Annotated in this window: 8 protein-coding genes, 1 tRNA gene and 3 rRNA genes; 9 read left to right on the top strand and 3 right to left on the bottom strand. The window is 55.7% G+C overall.

Features of this window, described 5'->3' with window-relative positions; all coding sequences use genetic code 11:
* Nucleotides 1-18: 18 nt before the first annotated feature.
* Together purD and purH are read right to left on the bottom strand one after the other, a co-directional pair.
* On the bottom strand, nucleotides 19-1,299 hold the full coding sequence (gene purD / locus ACXKZD_RS18145) for a phosphoribosylamine--glycine ligase (protein WP_132500284.1): 1,281 nt from the start codon (nucleotides 1,297-1,299) through the stop codon (nucleotides 19-21).
* A 19-nt stretch (nucleotides 1,300-1,318) separates the two neighbouring features.
* On the bottom strand, nucleotides 1,319-2,908 hold the full coding sequence (gene purH, locus ACXKZD_RS18140; RefSeq protein ID WP_179257624.1) for a bifunctional phosphoribosylaminoimidazolecarboxamide formyltransferase/IMP cyclohydrolase: 1,590 nt from the start codon (nucleotides 2,906-2,908) through the stop codon (nucleotides 1,319-1,321).
* A gap of 633 nt (nucleotides 2,909-3,541) precedes the next feature.
* Between purH and ACXKZD_RS18135 the strand changes: the two genes are divergently transcribed.
* From ACXKZD_RS18135 to aceK, 8 genes are all read left to right on the top strand, one after another.
* Nucleotides 3,542-5,083: ribosomal RNA gene (locus ACXKZD_RS18135) — 16S ribosomal RNA — on the top strand.
* A gap of 86 nt (nucleotides 5,084-5,169) precedes the next feature.
* A tRNA-Glu gene (locus ACXKZD_RS18130) sits at nucleotides 5,170-5,245 on the top strand.
* Between the two features lie 212 nt (nucleotides 5,246-5,457).
* Nucleotides 5,458-8,366, top strand: a 23S ribosomal RNA gene (locus ACXKZD_RS18125).
* 198 nt (nucleotides 8,367-8,564) lie between these two features.
* Nucleotides 8,565-8,680, top strand: a 5S ribosomal RNA gene (gene rrf / locus ACXKZD_RS18120).
* Together the 16S, 23S and 5S rRNA genes with 1 tRNA gene alongside form the textbook arrangement of a ribosomal RNA operon.
* 179 nt (nucleotides 8,681-8,859) lie before the next feature.
* Nucleotides 8,860-9,789 carry a homoserine O-acetyltransferase MetA gene (gene metA, locus ACXKZD_RS18115; RefSeq protein ID WP_010252696.1) on the top strand — a complete coding sequence of 310 codons (930 nt, stop codon included), beginning with the start codon at nucleotides 8,860-8,862 and terminating at the stop codon, nucleotides 9,787-9,789.
* A 263-nt stretch (nucleotides 9,790-10,052) separates the two neighbouring features.
* Nucleotides 10,053-11,651 (top strand): malate synthase A, encoded by a 1,599-nt coding sequence (gene aceB, locus ACXKZD_RS18110; protein ID WP_488981786.1) that lies wholly within the window; start codon nucleotides 10,053-10,055, stop codon nucleotides 11,649-11,651.
* A 17-nt stretch (nucleotides 11,652-11,668) separates the two neighbouring features.
* Nucleotides 11,669-12,970, top strand: a complete 1,302-nt coding sequence (aceA, locus tag ACXKZD_RS18105; RefSeq protein ID WP_010672196.1) for an isocitrate lyase — start codon at nucleotides 11,669-11,671, stop codon at nucleotides 12,968-12,970.
* A gap of 62 nt (nucleotides 12,971-13,032) precedes the next feature.
* Nucleotides 13,033-14,781: a bifunctional isocitrate dehydrogenase kinase/phosphatase gene (aceK, locus tag ACXKZD_RS18100; RefSeq protein ID WP_488981785.1), complete on the top strand. Its 1,749-nt coding sequence runs from the start codon at nucleotides 13,033-13,035 to the stop codon at nucleotides 14,779-14,781.
* Here aceK and iclR read toward each other — a convergent pair.
* Complete coding sequence (gene iclR, locus ACXKZD_RS18095; RefSeq protein ID WP_010252683.1) at nucleotides 14,756-15,583, bottom strand: glyoxylate bypass operon transcriptional repressor IclR; 828 nt, start codon at nucleotides 15,581-15,583, stop codon at nucleotides 14,756-14,758. The genes aceK and iclR overlap by 26 nt on opposite strands.
* A gap of 242 nt (nucleotides 15,584-15,825) precedes the next feature.
* On the opposite strand from iclR, the gene metH reads away from it, so the two are divergent.
* Entirely contained in the window at nucleotides 15,826-19,461 is a 3,636-nt protein-coding gene (gene metH, locus ACXKZD_RS18090; RefSeq protein WP_488982095.1) for a methionine synthase, read from the top strand.
* Nucleotides 19,462-19,463: the final 2 nt, after the last annotated feature.

The following is a 19,463-nucleotide window of genomic DNA, read 5'->3' as shown; positions in this document are numbered from 1 at the left end:
ACCTGGTGCCCCCTGAACTTATTTGCGATTAATGGCGCGGTAGCCGATATCGCGGCGACAGAAGCTGCCCTGCCATGAGATCGGTTTTGTCAGCTCATAAGCCCGCTTTTGTGCCGCGGCCACATCGTCGCCCAGCGCGGTTACGCACAACACGCGGCCACCGTTTGTCAGTACCAGGTCCTCTTCCAGCCGTGTTCCGGCGTGGAATACCTTGCCGTCAGCCACTTCTTCGAGTGGCAGACCGTGAATCTGATCGCCCTGAGCGTAGTCACCCGGATAACCGCCCGCCGCCAGCACCACACCCAGCGCAGGGCGGGGATCCCATTGTGACGTTTTCTGATCCAGTTTACCGTCACAGGCGGCCAGGCAAAGATCGACCAGATCCGACTGCAGGCGCAGCATGATCGGCTGAGTCTCCGGATCGCCGAAGCGGCAGTTGAATTCGATCACTTTCGGCTGCCCGGTGTGATCGATCATCAGGCCGGCATAGAGAAAACCGGTATAGACGTTGCCTTCAGCCGCCATGCCGCGCACGGTCGGCCAGATAACCTGATCCATAACGCGCTGGTGGATCTCATCGGTGACAACCGGAGCCGGAGAGTAGGCACCCATTCCGCCGGTGTTCGGACCGGTATCGCCATCGCCCACGCGTTTGTGATCCTGGCTGGTGGCCATGGGCAGCACATGCTCGCCGTCCACCATCACGATGAAGCTGGCTTCTTCGCCATCCAGAAACTCTTCAATCACAATGCGGTGTCCGGCATCGCCAAAGGCGTTTCCGGCCAGCATATCCTGAACCGCATCCTCAGCTTCCTGCAGCGTCATCGCCACAATCACGCCTTTACCTGCGGCCAGGCCGTCGGCTTTGATGACGATAGGGGCGCCTTTCTCACGCAGATACGCGAGAGCGGGCTCAACCTCGGTGAAGTTCTGGTATTCCGCACTCGGGATCTGATGACGCGCCAGGAAATCCTTGGTGAAAGCTTTAGAGCCTTCCAGCTGCGCAGCGGCCTGAGTCGGACCAAAGATAGCCAGCCCGGCCTCACGGAAGGCATCCACGATGCCAATCACCAGCGGCGCTTCGGGGCCGACAATCGTCAGATCGATCTTTTCACGCCGGGCAAACTCAAGCAGGGCAGGGACATCAGTTGCACTAATCGCGACATTTTGCAGCGCAGGCTCTAATGCGGTGCCCGCGTTACCCGGTGCCACAAATACGGTTTCCGCCAGCGGCGACTGGACTGCTTTCCAGGCCAGAGCATGTTCACGTCCGCCATTACCGATTACTAAAATTTTCATCTGTTTCTCTCCAGAACGATTAATGGCGGAAGTGACGCATGTCGGTGAAGATCATGGCAATGCCGTGCTCATCAGCCGCCGCAATCACCTCTTCATCGCGGATGGAGCCGCCAGGCTGGATGACGCAGCTCACGCCTGACGCGGCTGCCGCATCAATACCATCACGGAACGGGAAGAAGGCATCCGACGCCATGGCTGATCCTTTTACTTCCAGCCCTTCATCGGCTGCTTTAATGCCGGCAATCTTAGCGGAATAGACACGGCTCATCTGTCCGGCACCGATACCGATAGTCATGTTGTCGCGTGCATAAACAATGGCGTTAGACTTAACGAACTTCGCTACTTTCCAGCAGAACAGCGCATCACGCAGTTCCTGTTCGGTTGGCTGACGTTTACTGACGACGCGCAGCTGGCTGGCATCAACCATGCCGAGATCGCGATCCTGTACCAGCAGACCCCCGTTGACACGTTTGAAATCCAGTGCGGCAGTACGGTTTTGCCATTGGCCGCAGATCAGGACACGGACATTCTGCTTCGCGGCGGTAATTTTCAGCGCAGCCTCGGAAACCGCTGGCGCGATAATCACCTCAACAAACTGGCGGCTGATAATGGTCTGCGCAGTTGCTTCATCCAGCTCGCGGTTAAAGGCGATGATACCGCCAAATGCGGAGGTCGGATCGGTCTGGTAAGCACGCTCATAGGCTGTCAGCAGCGAGTCACCGGTCGCTACGCCACAAGGGTTCGCATGTTTGACGATGACGCAGGCGGGTTCACTGAACTCTTTTACGCACTCCAGTGCAGCATCCGTGTCAGCAATGTTGTTATAGGAGAGCGCTTTGCCCTGAACCTGCCGGGCCGTCGCCACTGAAGCTTCAGTGATGTTCTCTTCTATATAGAAGGCAGCATCCTGATGGCTGTTTTCACCGTAGCGCATATCCTGCTTCTTAATGAAGTTCAGATTCAGGGTACGCGGGAAACGGCCAGCAGGCTGATTACGATCACCGTGATAGGCGGGTACCAGGCTGCCAAAGTAGTTAGCGATCATGCTGTCATACGCGGCGGTGTGTTCAAACGCTTTGATCGCCAGATCGAAACGGGTCTCAAGCTTCAGACCATTTTCATGGGCATCCATTTCGGCAATGATCGCTTCGTAGTCGCCGCTGCTGACCACGATTGCCACATCTTTATGGTTCTTGGCAGCAGAGCGCACCATGGTCGGGCCACCGATGTCGATATTTTCCACTGCATCTTCCAGTGAACATCCTTCACGGGCGACGGTCTGTGCAAAGGGATAGAGGTTAACGACCACCATGTCGATTGGGCTGATGTCGTGCTGCGCCATAATGGCATCATCCTGGCCACGACGACCTAAAATGCCGCCATGCACTTTGGGATGCAGGGTTTTGACGCGTCCATCCATCATTTCCGGGAAACCGGTGTAGTCAGAGACTTCTGTGACAGCCAGACCCGCATCCGCCAGCAGGCGAGCTGTTCCGCCTGTGGAGAGCAGTTCGACACCGCGACTTGAGAGCGCCTGAGCAAATTCGAGGATACCGGCTTTGTCAGAGACACTGAGCAATGCGCGGCGTACAGGACGAGTTTGTTGCATGGTGGTTTATCCCTTGGCTTTGTTTCGCGTATATAAGAGCGTTACATCAGGCTTTACAGCGGTTTTCTCTTCTCTATACAGGAAGAAAAAATCAAAAACCTCAGGTAACGCCCCGAAAAGGGGTGTCCGGAACTTCGCCCGGCATTGTAGCGAAAACGTTTGCGTGATGCTCGCCTAAATTTATCTGGCCCGACTAATGTGGATAACATTGTGTGTAACTGCGTATAACAGCCGCTTTTGCTGTGGAATGCAGCGAACGCTCTTTTTTATGCAATTTATGGGTTGCGCCTCTCAGACAACTCCCTATAATGCGCATCCATCAACACGGCACACCGGCAACGGAATGACAGGTTGAGAGGCGCAGGAGACTGAGCCGCCGGAGAAAAACTTCTGAGAAAGAGGTTGACTCTGCAGGAGGAAAGCGTAATATACGCCACCTCGCGACAGGACGCTAACGCACTGTTCGCACTGCTCTTTAACAATTTATCAGACAATCTGTGTGGGCACTCGCAGGATTGATATCAGCGTCTCCGGACGTAAAAAATATCAAGCCTCACGAGTGAACACATAATGAAATTCATTATGACGTTTTACAGATGAGCACCGCTTAACTTGTTTAAGCAAATCAAACTTAAATTGAAGAGTTTGATCATGGCTCAGATTGAACGCTGGCGGCAGGCCTAACACATGCAAGTCGGACGGTAGCACAGAGGAGCTTGCTCCTTGGGTGACGAGTGGCGGACGGGTGAGTAATGTCTGGGGATCTGCCCGATAGAGGGGGATAACCACTGGAAACGGTGGCTAATACCGCATAACGTCGCAAGACCAAAGAGGGGGACCTTCGGGCCTCTCACTATCGGATGAACCCAGATGGGATTAGCTAGTAGGCGGGGTAATGGCCCACCTAGGCGACGATCCCTAGCTGGTCTGAGAGGATGACCAGCCACACTGGAACTGAGACACGGTCCAGACTCCTACGGGAGGCAGCAGTGGGGAATATTGCACAATGGGCGCAAGCCTGATGCAGCCATGCCGCGTGTATGAAGAAGGCCTTCGGGTTGTAAAGTACTTTCAGCGGGGAGGAAGGCGACGGGGTTAATAACCGCGTCGATTGACGTTACCCGCAGAAGAAGCACCGGCTAACTCCGTGCCAGCAGCCGCGGTAATACGGAGGGTGCAAGCGTTAATCGGAATTACTGGGCGTAAAGCGCACGCAGGCGGTCTGTTAAGTCAGATGTGAAATCCCCGGGCTTAACCTGGGAACTGCATTTGAAACTGGCAGGCTTGAGTCTTGTAGAGGGGGGTAGAATTCCAGGTGTAGCGGTGAAATGCGTAGAGATCTGGAGGAATACCGGTGGCGAAGGCGGCCCCCTGGACAAAGACTGACGCTCAGGTGCGAAAGCGTGGGGAGCAAACAGGATTAGATACCCTGGTAGTCCACGCCGTAAACGATGTCGACTTGGAGGTTGTTCCCTTGAGGAGTGGCTTCCGGAGCTAACGCGTTAAGTCGACCGCCTGGGGAGTACGGCCGCAAGGTTAAAACTCAAATGAATTGACGGGGGCCCGCACAAGCGGTGGAGCATGTGGTTTAATTCGATGCAACGCGAAGAACCTTACCTACTCTTGACATCCACGGAATTTGGCAGAGATGCCTTAGTGCCTTCGGGAACCGTGAGACAGGTGCTGCATGGCTGTCGTCAGCTCGTGTTGTGAAATGTTGGGTTAAGTCCCGCAACGAGCGCAACCCTTATCCTTTGTTGCCAGCGATTCGGTCGGGAACTCAAAGGAGACTGCCGGTGATAAACCGGAGGAAGGTGGGGATGACGTCAAGTCATCATGGCCCTTACGAGTAGGGCTACACACGTGCTACAATGGCGCATACAAAGAGAAGCGACCTCGCGAGAGCAAGCGGACCTCACAAAGTGCGTCGTAGTCCGGATCGGAGTCTGCAACTCGACTCCGTGAAGTCGGAATCGCTAGTAATCGTGGATCAGAATGCCACGGTGAATACGTTCCCGGGCCTTGTACACACCGCCCGTCACACCATGGGAGTGGGTTGCAAAAGAAGTAGGTAGCTTAACCTTCGGGAGGGCGCTTACCACTTTGTGATTCATGACTGGGGTGAAGTCGTAACAAGGTAACCGTAGGGGAACCTGCGGTTGGATCACCTCCTTACCTGAAGATACTTTCCCGCGCAGTGTCCACACAGATTGTCTGATAGAAAATAACGAGCAAAGTGTCTTTCGAAGACAGACTTAATTGTCCCCTTCGTCTAGAGGCCCAGGACACCGCCCTTTCACGGCGGTAACAGGGGTTCGAATCCCCTAGGGGACGCCAAAGCTTGGTGACAGGTGAAAGATGTTACCCACATATCTTAAAGATGACTTACGAGTCGTGTTTAAGATATTGCTCTTTAACAATCCGGAACAAGCTGAAAATTGAAACGACGCAGCGCGTCATTCCTCCGTAATAAGGAATGACAAAGCGATGCGTTCGAGTCTCTCAAATGCTTGCAATTCGCAGCGTTGTAAAACGCCTGTGGGTTGTGAGGTTAAGCGACTAAGCGTACACGGTGGATGCCCAGGCAGTCAGAGGCGATGAAGGACGTGCTAATCTGCGTAAAGCGACGGTAAGGTGATATGAACCGCTACAGCCGTCGATGTCCGAATGGGGAAACCCGGTGCACTCTGTGCATCATTGCAGCATGAATACATAGTGCTGCAAGGCGAACCGGGGGAACTGAAACATCTAAGTACCCCGAGGAAAAGAAATCAACCGAGATTCCCCCAGTAGCGGCGAGCGAACGGGGAGCAGCCCAGAGCCTGAATCAGTTTGTGTGTTAGTGGAAGCGTCTGGAAAGTCGCAGGGTACAGGGTGATACTCCCGTACACAAAAGCACACATGCTGTGAGCTCGATGAGTAAGGCGGGACACGTGGTATCCTGTCTGAATATGGGGGGACCATCCTCCAAGGCTAAATACTCCTGACTGACCGATAGTGAACCAGTACCGTGAGGGAAAGGCGAAAAGAACCCCGGCGAGGGGAGTGAAACAGAACCTGAAACCGTGTACGTACAAGCAGTGGGAGCCTTCTTTATGGGGGTGACTGCGTACCTTTTGTATAATGGGTCAGCGACTTATATTCTGTAGCAAGGTTAACCGTATAGGGGAGCCGCAGGGAAACCGAGTCTTAACTGGGCGTTAAGTTGCAGGGTATAGACCCGAAACCCGGTGATCTAGCCATGGGCAGGTTGAAGGTTGGGTAACACTAACTGGAGGACCGAACCGACTAATGTTGAAAAATTAGCGGATGACCTGTGGCTGGGGGTGAAAGGCCAATCAAACCGGGAGATAGCTGGTTCTCCCCGAAAGCTATTTAGGTAGCGCCTCGTGAACTCATCTTCGGGGGTAGAGCACTGTTTCGGCTAGGGGGCCATCCCGGCTTACCAACCCGATGCAAACTGCGAATACCGAAGAATGTTATCACGGGAGACACACGGCGGGTGCTAACGTCCGTCGTGAAGAGGGAAACAACCCAGACCGCCAGCTAAGGTCCCAAAGTCATGGTTAAGTGGGAAACGATGTGGGAAGGCACAGACAGCCAGGATGTTGGCTTAGAAGCAGCCATCATTTAAAGAAAGCGTAATAGCTCACTGGTCGAGTCGGCCTGCGCGGAAGATGTAACGGGGCTAAACCATGCACCGAAGCTGCGGCAGCGACACTTATGTGTTGTTGGGTAGGGGAGCGTTCTGTAAGCCGTCGAAGGTGTGCTGTGAGGCATGCTGGAGGTATCAGAAGTGCGAATGCTGACATAAGTAACGATAAAGCGGGTGAAAAGCCCGCTCGCCGGAAGACCAAGGGTTCCTGTTCAACGTTAATCGGAGCAGGGTGAGTCGACCCCTAAGGCGAGGCCGAAAGGCGTAGTCGATGGGAAACAGGTTAATATTCCTGTACTCGGTGTTACTGCGAAGGGGGGACGGAGAAGGCTATATCAGCCGGGCGACGGTTGTCCCGGTTTAAGCGTGTAGGCGGAGTGTCCAGGTAAATCCGGACGCTTGTTAACGCTGAGGCGTGACGACGAGGCACTACGGTGCTGAAGTGATAAATGCCCAGCTTCCAGGAAAAGCCTCTAAGCATCAGGTAACACAGAATCGTACCCCAAACCGACACAGGTGGTCAGGTAGAGAATACCAAGGCGCTTGAGAGAACTCGGGTGAAGGAACTAGGCAAAATGGTGCCGTAACTTCGGGAGAAGGCACGCTGGCGCGTAGGTGGAGGGACTTGCTCCCCGAGCCGAAGCCAGTCGAAGATACCAGCTGGCTGCAACTGTTTATTAAAAACACAGCACTGTGCAAACACGAAAGTGGACGTATACGGTGTGACGCCTGCCCGGTGCCGGAAGGTTAATTGATGGGGTTATCCGCAAGGAGAAGCTCTTGATCGAAGCCCCGGTAAACGGCGGCCGTAACTATAACGGTCCTAAGGTAGCGAAATTCCTTGTCGGGTAAGTTCCGACCTGCACGAATGGCGTAATGATGGCCAGGCTGTCTCCACCCGAGACTCAGTGAAATTGAACTCGCTGTGAAGATGCAGTGTACCCGCGGCAAGACGGAAAGACCCCGTGAACCTTTACTACAGCTTGACACTGAACATTGAGCCTTGATGTGTAGGATAGGTGGGAGGCTTTGAAGCGCGGACGCCAGTCTGCGTGGAGCCAACCTTGAAATACCACCCTTTAATGTTTGATGTTCTAACGTAGGCCCGTGATCCGGGCTGCGGACAGTGTCTGGTGGGTAGTTTGACTGGGGCGGTCTCCTCCTAAAGAGTAACGGAGGAGCACGAAGGTCAGCTAATCACGGTCGGACATCGTGAGGTTAGTGCAATGGCATAAGCTGGCTTGACTGCGAGAGTGACGGCTCGAGCAGGTGCGAAAGCAGGTCATAGTGATCCGGTGGTTCTGAATGGAAGGGCCATCGCTCAACGGATAAAAGGTACTCCGGGGATAACAGGCTGATACCGCCCAAGAGTTCATATCGACGGCGGTGTTTGGCACCTCGATGTCGGCTCATCACATCCTGGGGCTGAAGTAGGTCCCAAGGGTACGGCTGTTCGCCGTTTAAAGTGGTACGCGAGCTGGGTTTAGAACGTCGTGAGACAGTTCGGTCCCTATCTGCCGTGGGCGCTGGAGAATTGAGGGGGGTTGCTCCTAGTACGAGAGGACCGGAGTGAACGCACCACTGGTGTTCGGGTTGTCATGCCAATGGCATTGCCCGGTAGCTAAGTGCGGAAAAGATAAGTGCTGAAAGCATCTAAGCACGAAACTTGCCCCGAGATGAGTTCTCCCTGACTCCTTGAGAGTCCTGAAGGGACGTTGAAGACTACGACGTTGATAGGCCGGGTGTGTAAGCGCAGCGATGCGTTGAGCTAACCGGTACTAATGACCCGTGAGGCTTAACCTTACAACGCCAGAGGCGTTTTTGAGAGACACAATTTTCAGCCTGTACCGGATAAAAATTAGCGGAAACGAAAGATTTTGCGGCGTGACAAGGCGCAGAGCGAGGACGTCAGCGGGAGCATACTGAAGTATGTGACCGGTGTGGCTGAGCGATGGCAACGCGGTCATGGCGTAAAAGATTCGTTTCGTGCACCAAGATTTGCCTGGCGGCTTTAGCGCGGTGGTCCCACCTGACCCCATGCCGAACTCAGAAGTGAAACGCCGTAGCGCCGATGGTAGTGTGGGGTCTCCCCATGCGAGAGTAGGGAACTGCCAGGCATTAAATAAGTGAAGAAGCCCCGCACGAAAGTGCGGGGCTTTTTTACGTCTGCACTTTGCCACGTTAAGCTGAAACATTTTCATTTTCTGCATCAAACCTCGACATCTTACATCGATCAGGCTAATGTTGGGCATCCAGATGTCTAAACGTTTATATGGTTGTAAGAGGTGAGCAGGTTATGCCAATCAGGGTTCCCGACGAATTACCGGCAGTGAATTTTTTGCGTGACGAAAATGTCTTTGTGATGACATCGTCGCGCGCCAGTGTTCAGGAGATCCGCCCGCTTAAAGTGCTCATACTGAATCTGATGCCGAAAAAGATCGAAACGGAGAATCAGTTTCTGCGTCTGCTTTCCAACTCGCCCTTACAGATCGATATTCAGCTGCTGCGCATCGACAGCCGTGAGTCACGCAATACACCCACTGAGCACCTCAACAACTTCTACTGCAATTTTGAAGATATCCAGCATGATAACTACGATGGCTTAATCGTGACAGGTGCGCCACTCGGGCTGGTTGATTTTAATGATGTCGCTTACTGGCCACAGATTCAGCGCGTTCTGCACTGGGCAAATGAGCATGTCACCTCAACCCTGTTTGTCTGTTGGGCGGTTCAGGCTGCGCTTAACATTCTGTATGGCATTCCCAAGCAAACCCGGCATAACAAACTGTCTGGCGTCTATGAGCATCAGATACTGCATCCCCATGCGTTACTGACCCGCGGTTTTGATGATAATTTCCTCGCACCGCACTCACGCTATGCTGATTTCCCCACCCATTTGATTACGGATTACACCGATCTTGAGCTGTTTGCTGAATCGGAACAAACCGGGGCCTATCTGATGGCGAGTAAAGACAAACGTCTGGTGTTTGTTACCGGTCACCCGGAATATGATGCCCTGACGTTGTCTGGTGAGTATCATCGCGATTATGAAGCGGGGGTGAATCCGGAAGTCCCTTATAACTATTTCCCGCAGGATAATCCGGTATTGCCACCCCGCGCCACCTGGCGCAGTCACGGCAATCTGCTGTTCTCGAACTGGCTCAACTACTACGTTTACCAGATCACGCCGTTCGATCTGCGTCACATGAACCCAACGCTGGAATAGTCCCGTCTGAAGATCAACTGAACCGTGTTAGCCGATGGCAACACGGTTTTTTTTCGCCTTTAAAACGTTAAATGAAAACAATTCCTTTAACGGATTAAAGTTTTATTGCAGATAAAACATCAGGATAGGTTAATTTGTATTTAAAAATGGAAATAGTTTTTGATTTAAAAAAATAAATGCTTATGCTCTGATCCTGTAGCTTACAAAATAAACACCGTGTGGATCCGCTGCTTTCGATCCTTTGAATACAGGAGAACGCCAGCATGACAGACTCAGTGATCAGCCATACCCTGATTTTCAGCCAGCCCTTTAGCCATGCAGAACAGCACCTGTTAACGCCCGAGGCTGTTTCTTTTTTAGAGTCTCTGGTTGCACGCTTTGCACCGCAACGCGAAGTGCTGTTATCGGCTCGCCAGCAGCGTCAGCAGCAATATGACCAGGGCTATCTGCCAGACTTCGATATGGAAACGGCTTCCATAAGGGCCAGTGAATGGCGTATTCAATCTATTCCGGCAGATTTAGAAGATCGTCGGGTCGAGATCACCGGTCCACCCGATCGGAAAATGGTGATTAACGCCCTGAACTCAAACGTTAAAGTCTTTATGGCCGACTTTGAGGATTCGCTCTCTCCGGAGTGGTCAACGTTGATTGAAGGGCAGCTGACACTGCGCGAAGCAGTACAGGGCACCCTGAGTTATACCAGCGACAAGGGCAAAATTTATCAGCTCGGCGCTACCCCTGCGGTGCTGATGTGCCGGGTGCGTGGTCTGCATCTGTCAGAAAAACATGTCAGCTGGCAGGGGAAGGCAATTCCGGGCGGGCTGTTTGATTTCGCGCTCTATTTCTTCCACAACGTCCGGCCATTACTGGCCAAAGGCAGCGGGCCTTATTTCTATCTGCCGAAAACCGAGAGCTGGCAGGAGATCGCCTGGTGGCGTGAGATCTTCAGTTTCAGCGAGGATCAGTTCGATCTGCCGCGTGGCACGATCAAAGCCACTGTCCTGATCGAAACCTTACCCGCCGTGTTTCAGATGGATGAGATCCTGTGGAATCTGCGCGATCACATTGTTGGCCTCAACTGTGGCCGCTGGGATTACATCTTCAGCTATATCAAAACCCTTAAACAGCATGCGGATCGCGTGCTGCCGGATCGCCAGTCCGTCACCATGTCTCAGCCGTTCCTGGACGCTTATTCGCGACTGCTGATTAAAACCTGTCATCGGCGGGGGGCTTTTGCGATGGGCGGGATGTCAGCGCTCATCCCCGCTAAAGATCCCACGCGCAATGCCTGGGTACTGCAGCGCGTGACGGAAGATAAGCAGCGGGAGGCAGGTAACGGGCATGACGGCACCTGGATTGCTCATCCTGGTCTGGCAGAGACCGCGATGGCGGTCTTCAACGCTGCGCTGGGCGACCGGCCAAACCAGCTGCAGGTCATGCGGGAAGAGGATGCGCCGATCACAGCGGAGCAGTTGCTGGCGCCCTGTCAGGGTGAGCGCACCGAAGCCGGTATGCGCGCCAACATCCGTGTTGCGCTGCAATATCTGGAAGCGTGGATCAGCGGTAACGGCTGTGTCCCGATTGACGGACTGATGGAGGATGCCGCCACCGCTGAGATCGCACGCACCTCAATCTGGCAATGGATTCATCATCAGCAAATGCTGAACAACGGCCAGCAGGTCACAGCTGAACTGTTTCTGCGCTGGCTTAACGAAGAGCTGCATCTGCTGCAAAACGCGCTGGGCGAAGCCCACTTCAGCGCCGGTCGCTATGACGACGCGGCGCAGTTGATGGCTCAGATCACCACCGAGCGCGAGCTGGTTTCCTTTCTTACCCTGCCAGGCTATCGCCTGATCCCCTGAACAGAGGAGTTATTGCCATGACACGTACTCAACAGATCGATCAACTGGAACAACTCTGGCAGACCGCACGCTGGCAGGGCATTACCCGCCCTTACAGCGCAGCAGAGGTCGTCAATCTGCGCGGCTCGGTCTTGCCCGCCTGTACGCTGGCAGAGCGCGGTGCGGAAAAATTATGGGCGTTGCTGAATGGCGAGGCGAAGAAAGGGTATATCAATAGCCTGGGTGCGCTGAGCGGCGGGCAGGCACTGCAGCAGGCCAAAGCGGGCATCGAAGCGATCTACCTTTCTGGCTGGCAGGTAGCGGCGGATGCCAACGTGGCGGGGCAGATGTATCCCGATCAGTCCCTCTACCCGGTGAACTCGGTGCCGGAAGTGGTGACGCGCATTAATCAGACCTTTCAGCGCGCCGATCAGATTCAGTGGTCCAGCGGCATTGAAGCGGGGGACAGCCGGCACACCGATTTCTTCCTGCCGATTGTGGCCGATGCTGAAGCTGGTTTTGGCGGCGTGCTGAATGCGTATGAGCTGATGAAGGCGATGATTCAGGCGGGCGCGGCGGCCGTCCACTTCGAAGATCAGCTGGCGGCGGTAAAAAAATGCGGTCACATGGGCGGCAAAGTTCTGGTACCGACTCAGGAAGCCATTCAGAAACTGGTGGCGGCACGGCTGGCTGCCGATGTGATGGGCGTGCCAACCGTGCTGCTGGCACGAACTGATGCCGACGCCGCCGATCTGATTACCTCAGACTGCGATGAATACGATCGTCCCTTTATCCAGGGCGACCGGACGGCAGAAGGCTTCTTCCGCACCCACGCCGGCATTGAACAGGCGATCAGTCGCGGGCTGGCCTATGCACCTTATGCTGACATCCTGTGGTGTGAAACCTCAACGCCGGATCTGGCGATGGCGCAGCGCTTTGCCGACGCCATTCATGCGCGTTTCCCCGGCAAGCTGCTGGCCTACAACTGTTCACCGTCGTTCAACTGGAAGAAGAACCTCGACGATCGCACCATCGCGAAGTTTCAGCAGGCGCTCAGCGACATGGGCTATCGCTTCCAGTTCATCACGCTGGCGGGCATCCACAGCATGTGGTTCAACATGTTTGATCTGGCCCACGCCTACGCCCAGGGCGAAGGGATGCGTCACTATGTTGAAAAGGTTCAGCAGCCTGAGTTCGCTGCCCGCGATCGCGGTTACAGCTTCTCTTCGCATCAGCAGGAGGTGGGCACCGGCTATTTTGATCAGGTGACTAATATCATTCAGGGCGGTAAGTCCTCGGTCACCGCGCTCACCGGTTCGACCGAAGAGCATCAGTTCTGACCCTTTTCCTCTGACTGATTCCCCGTCCGCAAACCGCGGGCGGGCGTTTACCGGAGCTGATTATGCCGCCACGCGAATCATTGATCGCCCACACTATCCTGCAGGGTTTTGATGCACAGTATGGTCGCTTTCTCGACATCACTGCTGGCGCACAGCAGCGGTTTGAGCAGGCGGAATGGCAGGCGGTGCAACATGCCATGAAGGCCCGTATTCATCTCTATGACCATCACGTCAGCCTGGTTGCCGATCAACTGCGGGTGCTGAACGGTGCGGCCAGCTGGGATGAGATGTTCTGGCTGCGGGTTAAGGACCACTATCAAAGCCTGCTGCCCGGCTATCCACGGCATGAAATTGCCGAAAGCTTCTTTAATTCTGTCTACTGCCGGTTACATGGACATGCCGATCTGCAGCCTGACCGGCTGTTTATCTTCAGCTCTCAATCCCTGACCGCACCGGTCACACCTTTGCGCCCGTTATCGCGCCGTTATCAGCCGGAGCGGGGCTGGCTGGCACTGGTGGATCAGGTGTTGAGCGATTTACCGCTGACGTTGCCGTGGCAGCAGCGCGCTCGCGACGTCGGCTGGATTGTCCGCCACCTGCAGTCGCATTTTCCCCGGCTGAACCAGGGCTGGCTCGAGGTTAACAGTGAACTCTTCTATCGTAACAAAACCGCCTGGCTGGTGGCGCGGCTGCATCTGCCGGAAGGCATCTTGCCCTGTCTGCTGCCGATCCAGCGCAGTGAAACGGGCGAACTGTGGATCGACACCTGTCTGACCGATGTGAATGACGCCAGCATTGTCTTTGGTTTTGCCCGCGCCTATTTCATGGTTTATGCGCCGGTGCCTGCGGCGCTGGTCGCCTGGCTGCAACCGATTCTGCCTGGCAAAACCCTGGCGGAGCGCTATATGGCGATTGGCTGCCAGAAGCACGGTAAAACCGAGAGCTATCGCGAGTATCTTCAGGCGCTGGCAGAGAATGAGACGGCCTTTGAGATCGCACCCGGCATGCGCGGCATGGTGATGCTGGTCTTCACGCTGCCGGGCTTTGACTGGGTGTTCAAGGTCATCAGGGATCGCTTCGCGCCGCAAAAAGAGGTGACGGAAGCGCAGGTCCGCGCATGTTATCAGCAGGTCAAAGAGCACGATCGCGTGGGACGTATGGCGGATACGCAGGAGTTCGAACAGTTTGCGCTGCCGCTGTCGCGCATATCACCGGCGCTGCTGGCAGAGCTCCACGCCTGCGTGGCTGAGAAGCTGCATATCGAAGGCGATCGCCTGATTATTCGTCACCTGTGGCTGGAGCGCCGTATGCAGCCGCTTAATCTCTACCTGGCCCAGGCGAATGCCGCAGAGCGACGTCACGCGATTGAAGAGTATGGCAATGCCATCCGACAGCTGGCGGCGGCCAATATCTTTCCCGGAGACATGCTGTTTAAAAACTTCGGCATCACGCGCCATGGCCGGGTGATTTTTTACGATTACGATGAGATTCGCCCGATGCAGGAGCTGCACTTCCGGGATGTGCCCGCGGCGCGCTATGAGGAGGATGAACTCAGCGCCGAGCCCTGGTACAGCGTCGGGCCGGACGATGTCTTCCCGGAAACCTTCCGCTATGCGTTATGCAGTGAAGCCGCTACCGGCGCATTGCTGTTGCAACTGCATCCGGAGATATTCGACGTCCGCTGGTGGCGCGCGCAGCAGCAGCGCATCGCCCAGGGTCATGTGGAAGAGGTGATCGCCTGGCGGCAGACGCAGCGTTTCAGCGTCTGCTACGGCGCAGATAAAGTTAACGACCGCTGTACGCCAGCGTAACCTGGCGCGCTTCGCGGATGACCAGTGCACCTAATTCAGTAATCCGATCGTCAGTCATGCGGGCGATGGGGCCGGAGATAGAGAGCGCGGCAAACGCCTCGCCATGTTCGTCATAGATTGGCGCGGCGACACAACGCAGTCCAAGCGCATGCTCTTCATCATCAAATGAGAAGCCCGCTTTGCGCACCAGCGCCAGATTCTCTTTCAGACTCTGCGGCGACATCAGGGTTTTCGGCGTGTAGTAATGCAATCCTTTCTGATGCAGCAGGGCGGTGACCTGCTCATCGCCCAGATGGGCCAGAAACGCTTTGCCTGCGCCAGACGCATGCATCGGCAGCTTGCCGCCAATCGGCGCAGACATTCGCATCAGCTGGGTACACTGCACCTGATCAATGATCACCGCCTGGTGATCGCTGAGATCCAGCACCGCCAGATTCACCGTTTCACCGGACTGCTCCATCAGGCTACGCAGCACCGGGTGTACCAGCGCCAGCAGGTTACGGCTCTGCAGGAAACTGCTGCCGACCACGAAGGCGTGTGCGCCGATCGTCCACAGCCCGAGATCGCCCACCTGCCGGACAAAACCCTGCTGCTGCATGGTGCTGAGCAGGCGATGCGTGGTGGAGTTAGGCAAACCCGCCTGCTGAGCCAGCTCGGTCAGCGCTACGCTGCCATGTGAGTCAGCAATCAGCTCCAGCAGCGTCAGGCCGCGGGTCAGCGATTGCACCTGACCGCCCGCGGGTGCGGCGACAGGGGTGCCACGGGGTTTCTTGCCGCGCTTAACAGGAACCGGCGTTGCCATCATTGTTTCTCCTTTTGCATTGTGGAAATCATTTTCGTTTTAATCACGCGCATTGCAAACGCTGGTTTTCTGGTCAGACCTGTACAGCCGTGACCTGAAAAACTCTCAGTCGAGGTTACTTTGTCGCCTGACCAGCTTGTGCCAGAATGAAAAACGGGCTTTTCCGCCAGCAGACTGACGTGAATGGGGCAACAGTGAGCAATAAAATCGACGCGTTAAAACAGCAGCTCGCACAACGCATTATGGTGCTGGATGGTGGTATGGGCACCATGATCCAGAGCTATAAGCTGGAAGAAGAGGATTATCGCGGCAGCCGTTTTGCTGACTGGCCCTGCGATCTCAAAGGCAACAACGATCTGCTGGTGCTGAGTAAACCGGCGGTGATCCGCGAGATCCACGACGCCTACCTGGCGGCGGGTGCGGATATCCTCGAAACCAACACCTTTAACGCCACGTCGATTGCGATGGCGGACTACCAGATGGAACGTTTATCGGCGGAGATCAATTTTGAAGCGGCCCGCCTGGCGCGAGCCTGCGCCGATGCGTGGACGGCGAAAACGCCGGATCGTCCGCGTTATGTTGCGGGTGTGCTCGGCCCGACCAACCGCACCTGCTCGATCTCACCCGACGTCAACGATCCTGCCTACCGTAACGTTACTTTTAATCAGCTGGTGGAGGCGTACCGCGAATCGACCCGCGCGCTGGTGGAGGGCGGGTCCGACATCATCATGATTGAAACGGTGTTCGATACGCTGAATGCCAAAGCAGCCGTCTATGCGGTGCAGACCGAGATGGAAGCGCTGGGCGTTGCGCTGCCGCTGATGATCTCCGGCACTATCACTGACGCCTCCGGCCGAACGCTCTCCGGCCAGACAACCGAAGCTTTTTACAACTCGCTGCGTCACGCCGAACCGCTCTCTTTTGGCCTGAACTGCGCGCTGGGACCCGACGAACTTCGTCAGTATGTGGCGGAACTGTCGCGCATCGCTGAAGGCTACGTGACCGCCCATCCCAACGCCGGTCTGCCCAATGCCTTTGGCGAATACGATCTGGATGCGGAACTGATGGCGCAGCAGATTGGTGAATGGGCCACCGCCGGATTCCTGAACATTATCGGCGGCTGCTGTGGCACCACACCGCAACATATCGCTGCCATGGTGGCGGCGGTTGAAGGCGTTGCACCGCGTCAGTTGCCGACGATCCCGGTGGCCTGCCGTCTCTCCGGTCTGGAGCCGCTTAACATCACCGCAGAGTCACTGTTTGTTAACGTCGGTGAGCGCACCAACGTCACCGGCTCGGCAAAATTTAAACGGCTGATCAAAGAAGAGAAGTATAACGAAGCGCTGGAAGTGGCGCTGCAGCAGGTGCAGAGCGGCGCGCAGATCATCGATATCAACATGGATGAAGGCATGCTCGACGCCGAGGCGGCGATGGTACGCTTTCTGAATCTGATTGCTGGCGAACCCGATATTGCCCGCGTGCCGATCATGATCGACTCCTCAAAATGGGAGGTGATTGAGAAAGGGTTGCAGTGCATTCAGGGCAAAGGGATCGTGAACTCAATTTCGATGAAAGAGGGTGAAGCGGCCTTTATTCATCATGCGCGTCAGGTCCGGCGTTACGGCGCGGCGATGGTGGTCATGGCGTTTGACGAAGTGGGTCAGGCGGATACCCGCGCCCGTAAAATTGAGATCTGCCGCCGTGCTTACCGGATCCTCACCGAACAGGTCGGCTTCCCGCCGGAAGATATTATCTTCGACCCCAACATCTTTGCGGTCGCCACCGGCATCGACGAACACAACAACTACGCCATGGATTTCATGGGTGCCTGCGAAGATATCAAGCGCGAGTTGCCCCATGCGATGATCTCCGGCGGCGTCTCCAACGTATCGTTTTCATTCCGTGGCAACGATCCGGTGCGTGAAGCGATACATGCCGTCTTTCTCTATTACGCCATCCGTAAAGGCATGGATATGGGCATCGTCAACGCAGGCCAGCTGGCGATTTATGATGATTTGCCGGCAGAACTGCGCGAGGCGGTAGAGGATGTGATTCTTAACCGGCGGGATGATGGCACCGAGCGGCTGCTGGCGCTGGCGGAGAAATACCGTGGCGGCAAAAGCGATGGCTCGCAGGAAAAACAGCTCGCGGAATGGCGCAGCTGGGACGTGGTGAAACGGCTGGAGTATTCGCTGGTCAAGGGGATCACCGAGTTTATCGAGCAGGATACCGAAGAGGCGCGCCAGCAGGTACCACGGCCGATAGAGGTGATTGAAGGCCCGCTGATGTCCGGCATGAACGTGGTCGGTGACCTGTTCGGTGAGGGCAAGATGTTCCTGCCGCAGGTGGTGAAATCGGCGCGCGTGATGAAGCAGGCGGTGGCGTATCTGGAGCCCTTTATCGAAGCCAGTAAAGAAGCGGGGCGCAGCAACGGTAAAATCGTGCTGGCCACGGTCAAAGGCGACGTGCACGACATCGGCAAAAACATTGTCGGCGTGGTGCTGCAGTGTAATAACTACGAAATCATTGACCTTGGCGTGATGGTGCCGGGCGAAAAAATTCTTAAAACGGCGCGCGAAGTGAATGCGGACATCATCGGCTTATCAGGCCTGATTACGCCGTCGCTGGATGAGATGGTCAACATGGCGAAAGAGATGGAGCGTCAGGGCTTTACCTTACCGCTGCTGATTGGCGGCGCGACCACCTCGAAGGCGCATACCGCTGTCAAAATTGAGCAGCATTACAGCGGCCCGACGGTCTACGTGCAGAACGCCTCACGTACCGTTGGCGTGGTGTCGTCGCTGCTCTCCGCCACCTTAAAAGAGGATTTCGTCGCCCGAACCCGCAAAGAGTACGAGACCGTGCGCATTCAGCATGCACGCAAAAAGCCGCGCACGCCGCCGGTCTCGCTGCAGGCGGCGCGCGATAACGCCACCTCAATTGACTGGGAGAGTTACACGCCACCCGTGCCGCATCGTCCCGGGGTCAGCCAGGTGGAGGCCAGCATTGAAACGCTGCGCAACTACATCGACTGGACGCCATTCTTTATGACCTGGTCGCTGGCGGGTAAATATCCCCGCATCATGGAGGATGAGGTGGTGGGTGAAGAGGCGCAGCGTCTGTTTGCCGATGCCAATGCGATGCTCGACAGATTAAGCCAGCAGTCGCTGCTGAAGCCACGTGGCGTGGTCGGTATTTTTCCGGCTAACCGGGTCGGCGATGATATTCATCTCTACAGTGATGAGCGGCGTGATGAGATTTTGTGTGTGAGTCATCACTTACGCCAGCAGACCGAAAAAACCGACTTCGCCAACTACTGTCTGGCGGATTTTGTGGCCCCGAAATCGAGCGGCAAAGCGGACTATCTCGGTGCTTTCGCGGTGACCGGCGGGCTGGAAGAGGATGCGCTGGCGGAGGCGTACGATCGTCAGCATGACGACTACAACAAGATCATGGTGAAAGCGCTGGCTGACCGTCTGGCGGAAGCCTTTGCCGAATACCTGCACGAGCGGGTACGTAAGGTGATCTGGGGCTTCGCGCCCAACGAAAATCTCAGCAATGAAGAGCTGATTCGGGAAAATTATCAGGGGATACGTCCGGCGCCAGGCTATCCGGCCTGCCCGGAGCACACTGAGAAAGCCGCCATCTGGCGTCTGCTGGCGGTGGAAGAACAGACCGGCATGAAGCTCACCGAATCCTTTGCCATGTGGCCGGGCGCGTCAGTCTCTGGCTGGTACTTCAGCCATCCTGACAGCCGCTATTTCGCCGTGGCGCAGATCCAGCGTGACCAGGTGGAAGATTATGCGGTACGCAAAGGGATGTCGGTCATGGAAGTGGAGCGCTGGCTGGCGCCGAATCTCGGCTACGACGCGGACTAAAT

Source organism: Pantoea sp. ABR1s (genome assembly GCF_057812235.1).
Note: the sequence above shows the minus strand (reverse complement) of the source record. Positions and strands in the feature narration are given on the sequence as shown.

Coding starts and splice junctions, on each gene's coding strand:
- aceA (WP_010672196.1), top strand. CDS start 11,669: ATGACACGTACTCAACAGATCGATCAACTGGAACAACTCTGGCAGACC.
- purD (WP_132500284.1), bottom strand. CDS start 1,299: ATGAAAATTTTAGTAATCGGTAATGGCGGACGTGAACATGCTCTGGCC.
- iclR (WP_010252683.1), bottom strand. CDS start 15,583: ATGGCAACGCCGGTTCCTGTTAAGCGCGGCAAGAAACCCCGTGGCACC.
- metA (WP_010252696.1), top strand. CDS start 8,860: ATGCCAATCAGGGTTCCCGACGAATTACCGGCAGTGAATTTTTTGCGT.
- aceB (WP_488981786.1), top strand. CDS start 10,053: ATGACAGACTCAGTGATCAGCCATACCCTGATTTTCAGCCAGCCCTTT.
- metH (WP_488982095.1), top strand. CDS start 15,826: ATGGTGCTGGATGGTGGTATGGGCACCATGATCCAGAGCTATAAGCTG.
- aceK (WP_488981785.1), top strand. CDS start 13,033: ATGCCGCCACGCGAATCATTGATCGCCCACACTATCCTGCAGGGTTTT.
- purH (WP_179257624.1), bottom strand. CDS start 2,908: ATGCAACAAACTCGTCCTGTACGCCGCGCATTGCTCAGTGTCTCTGAC.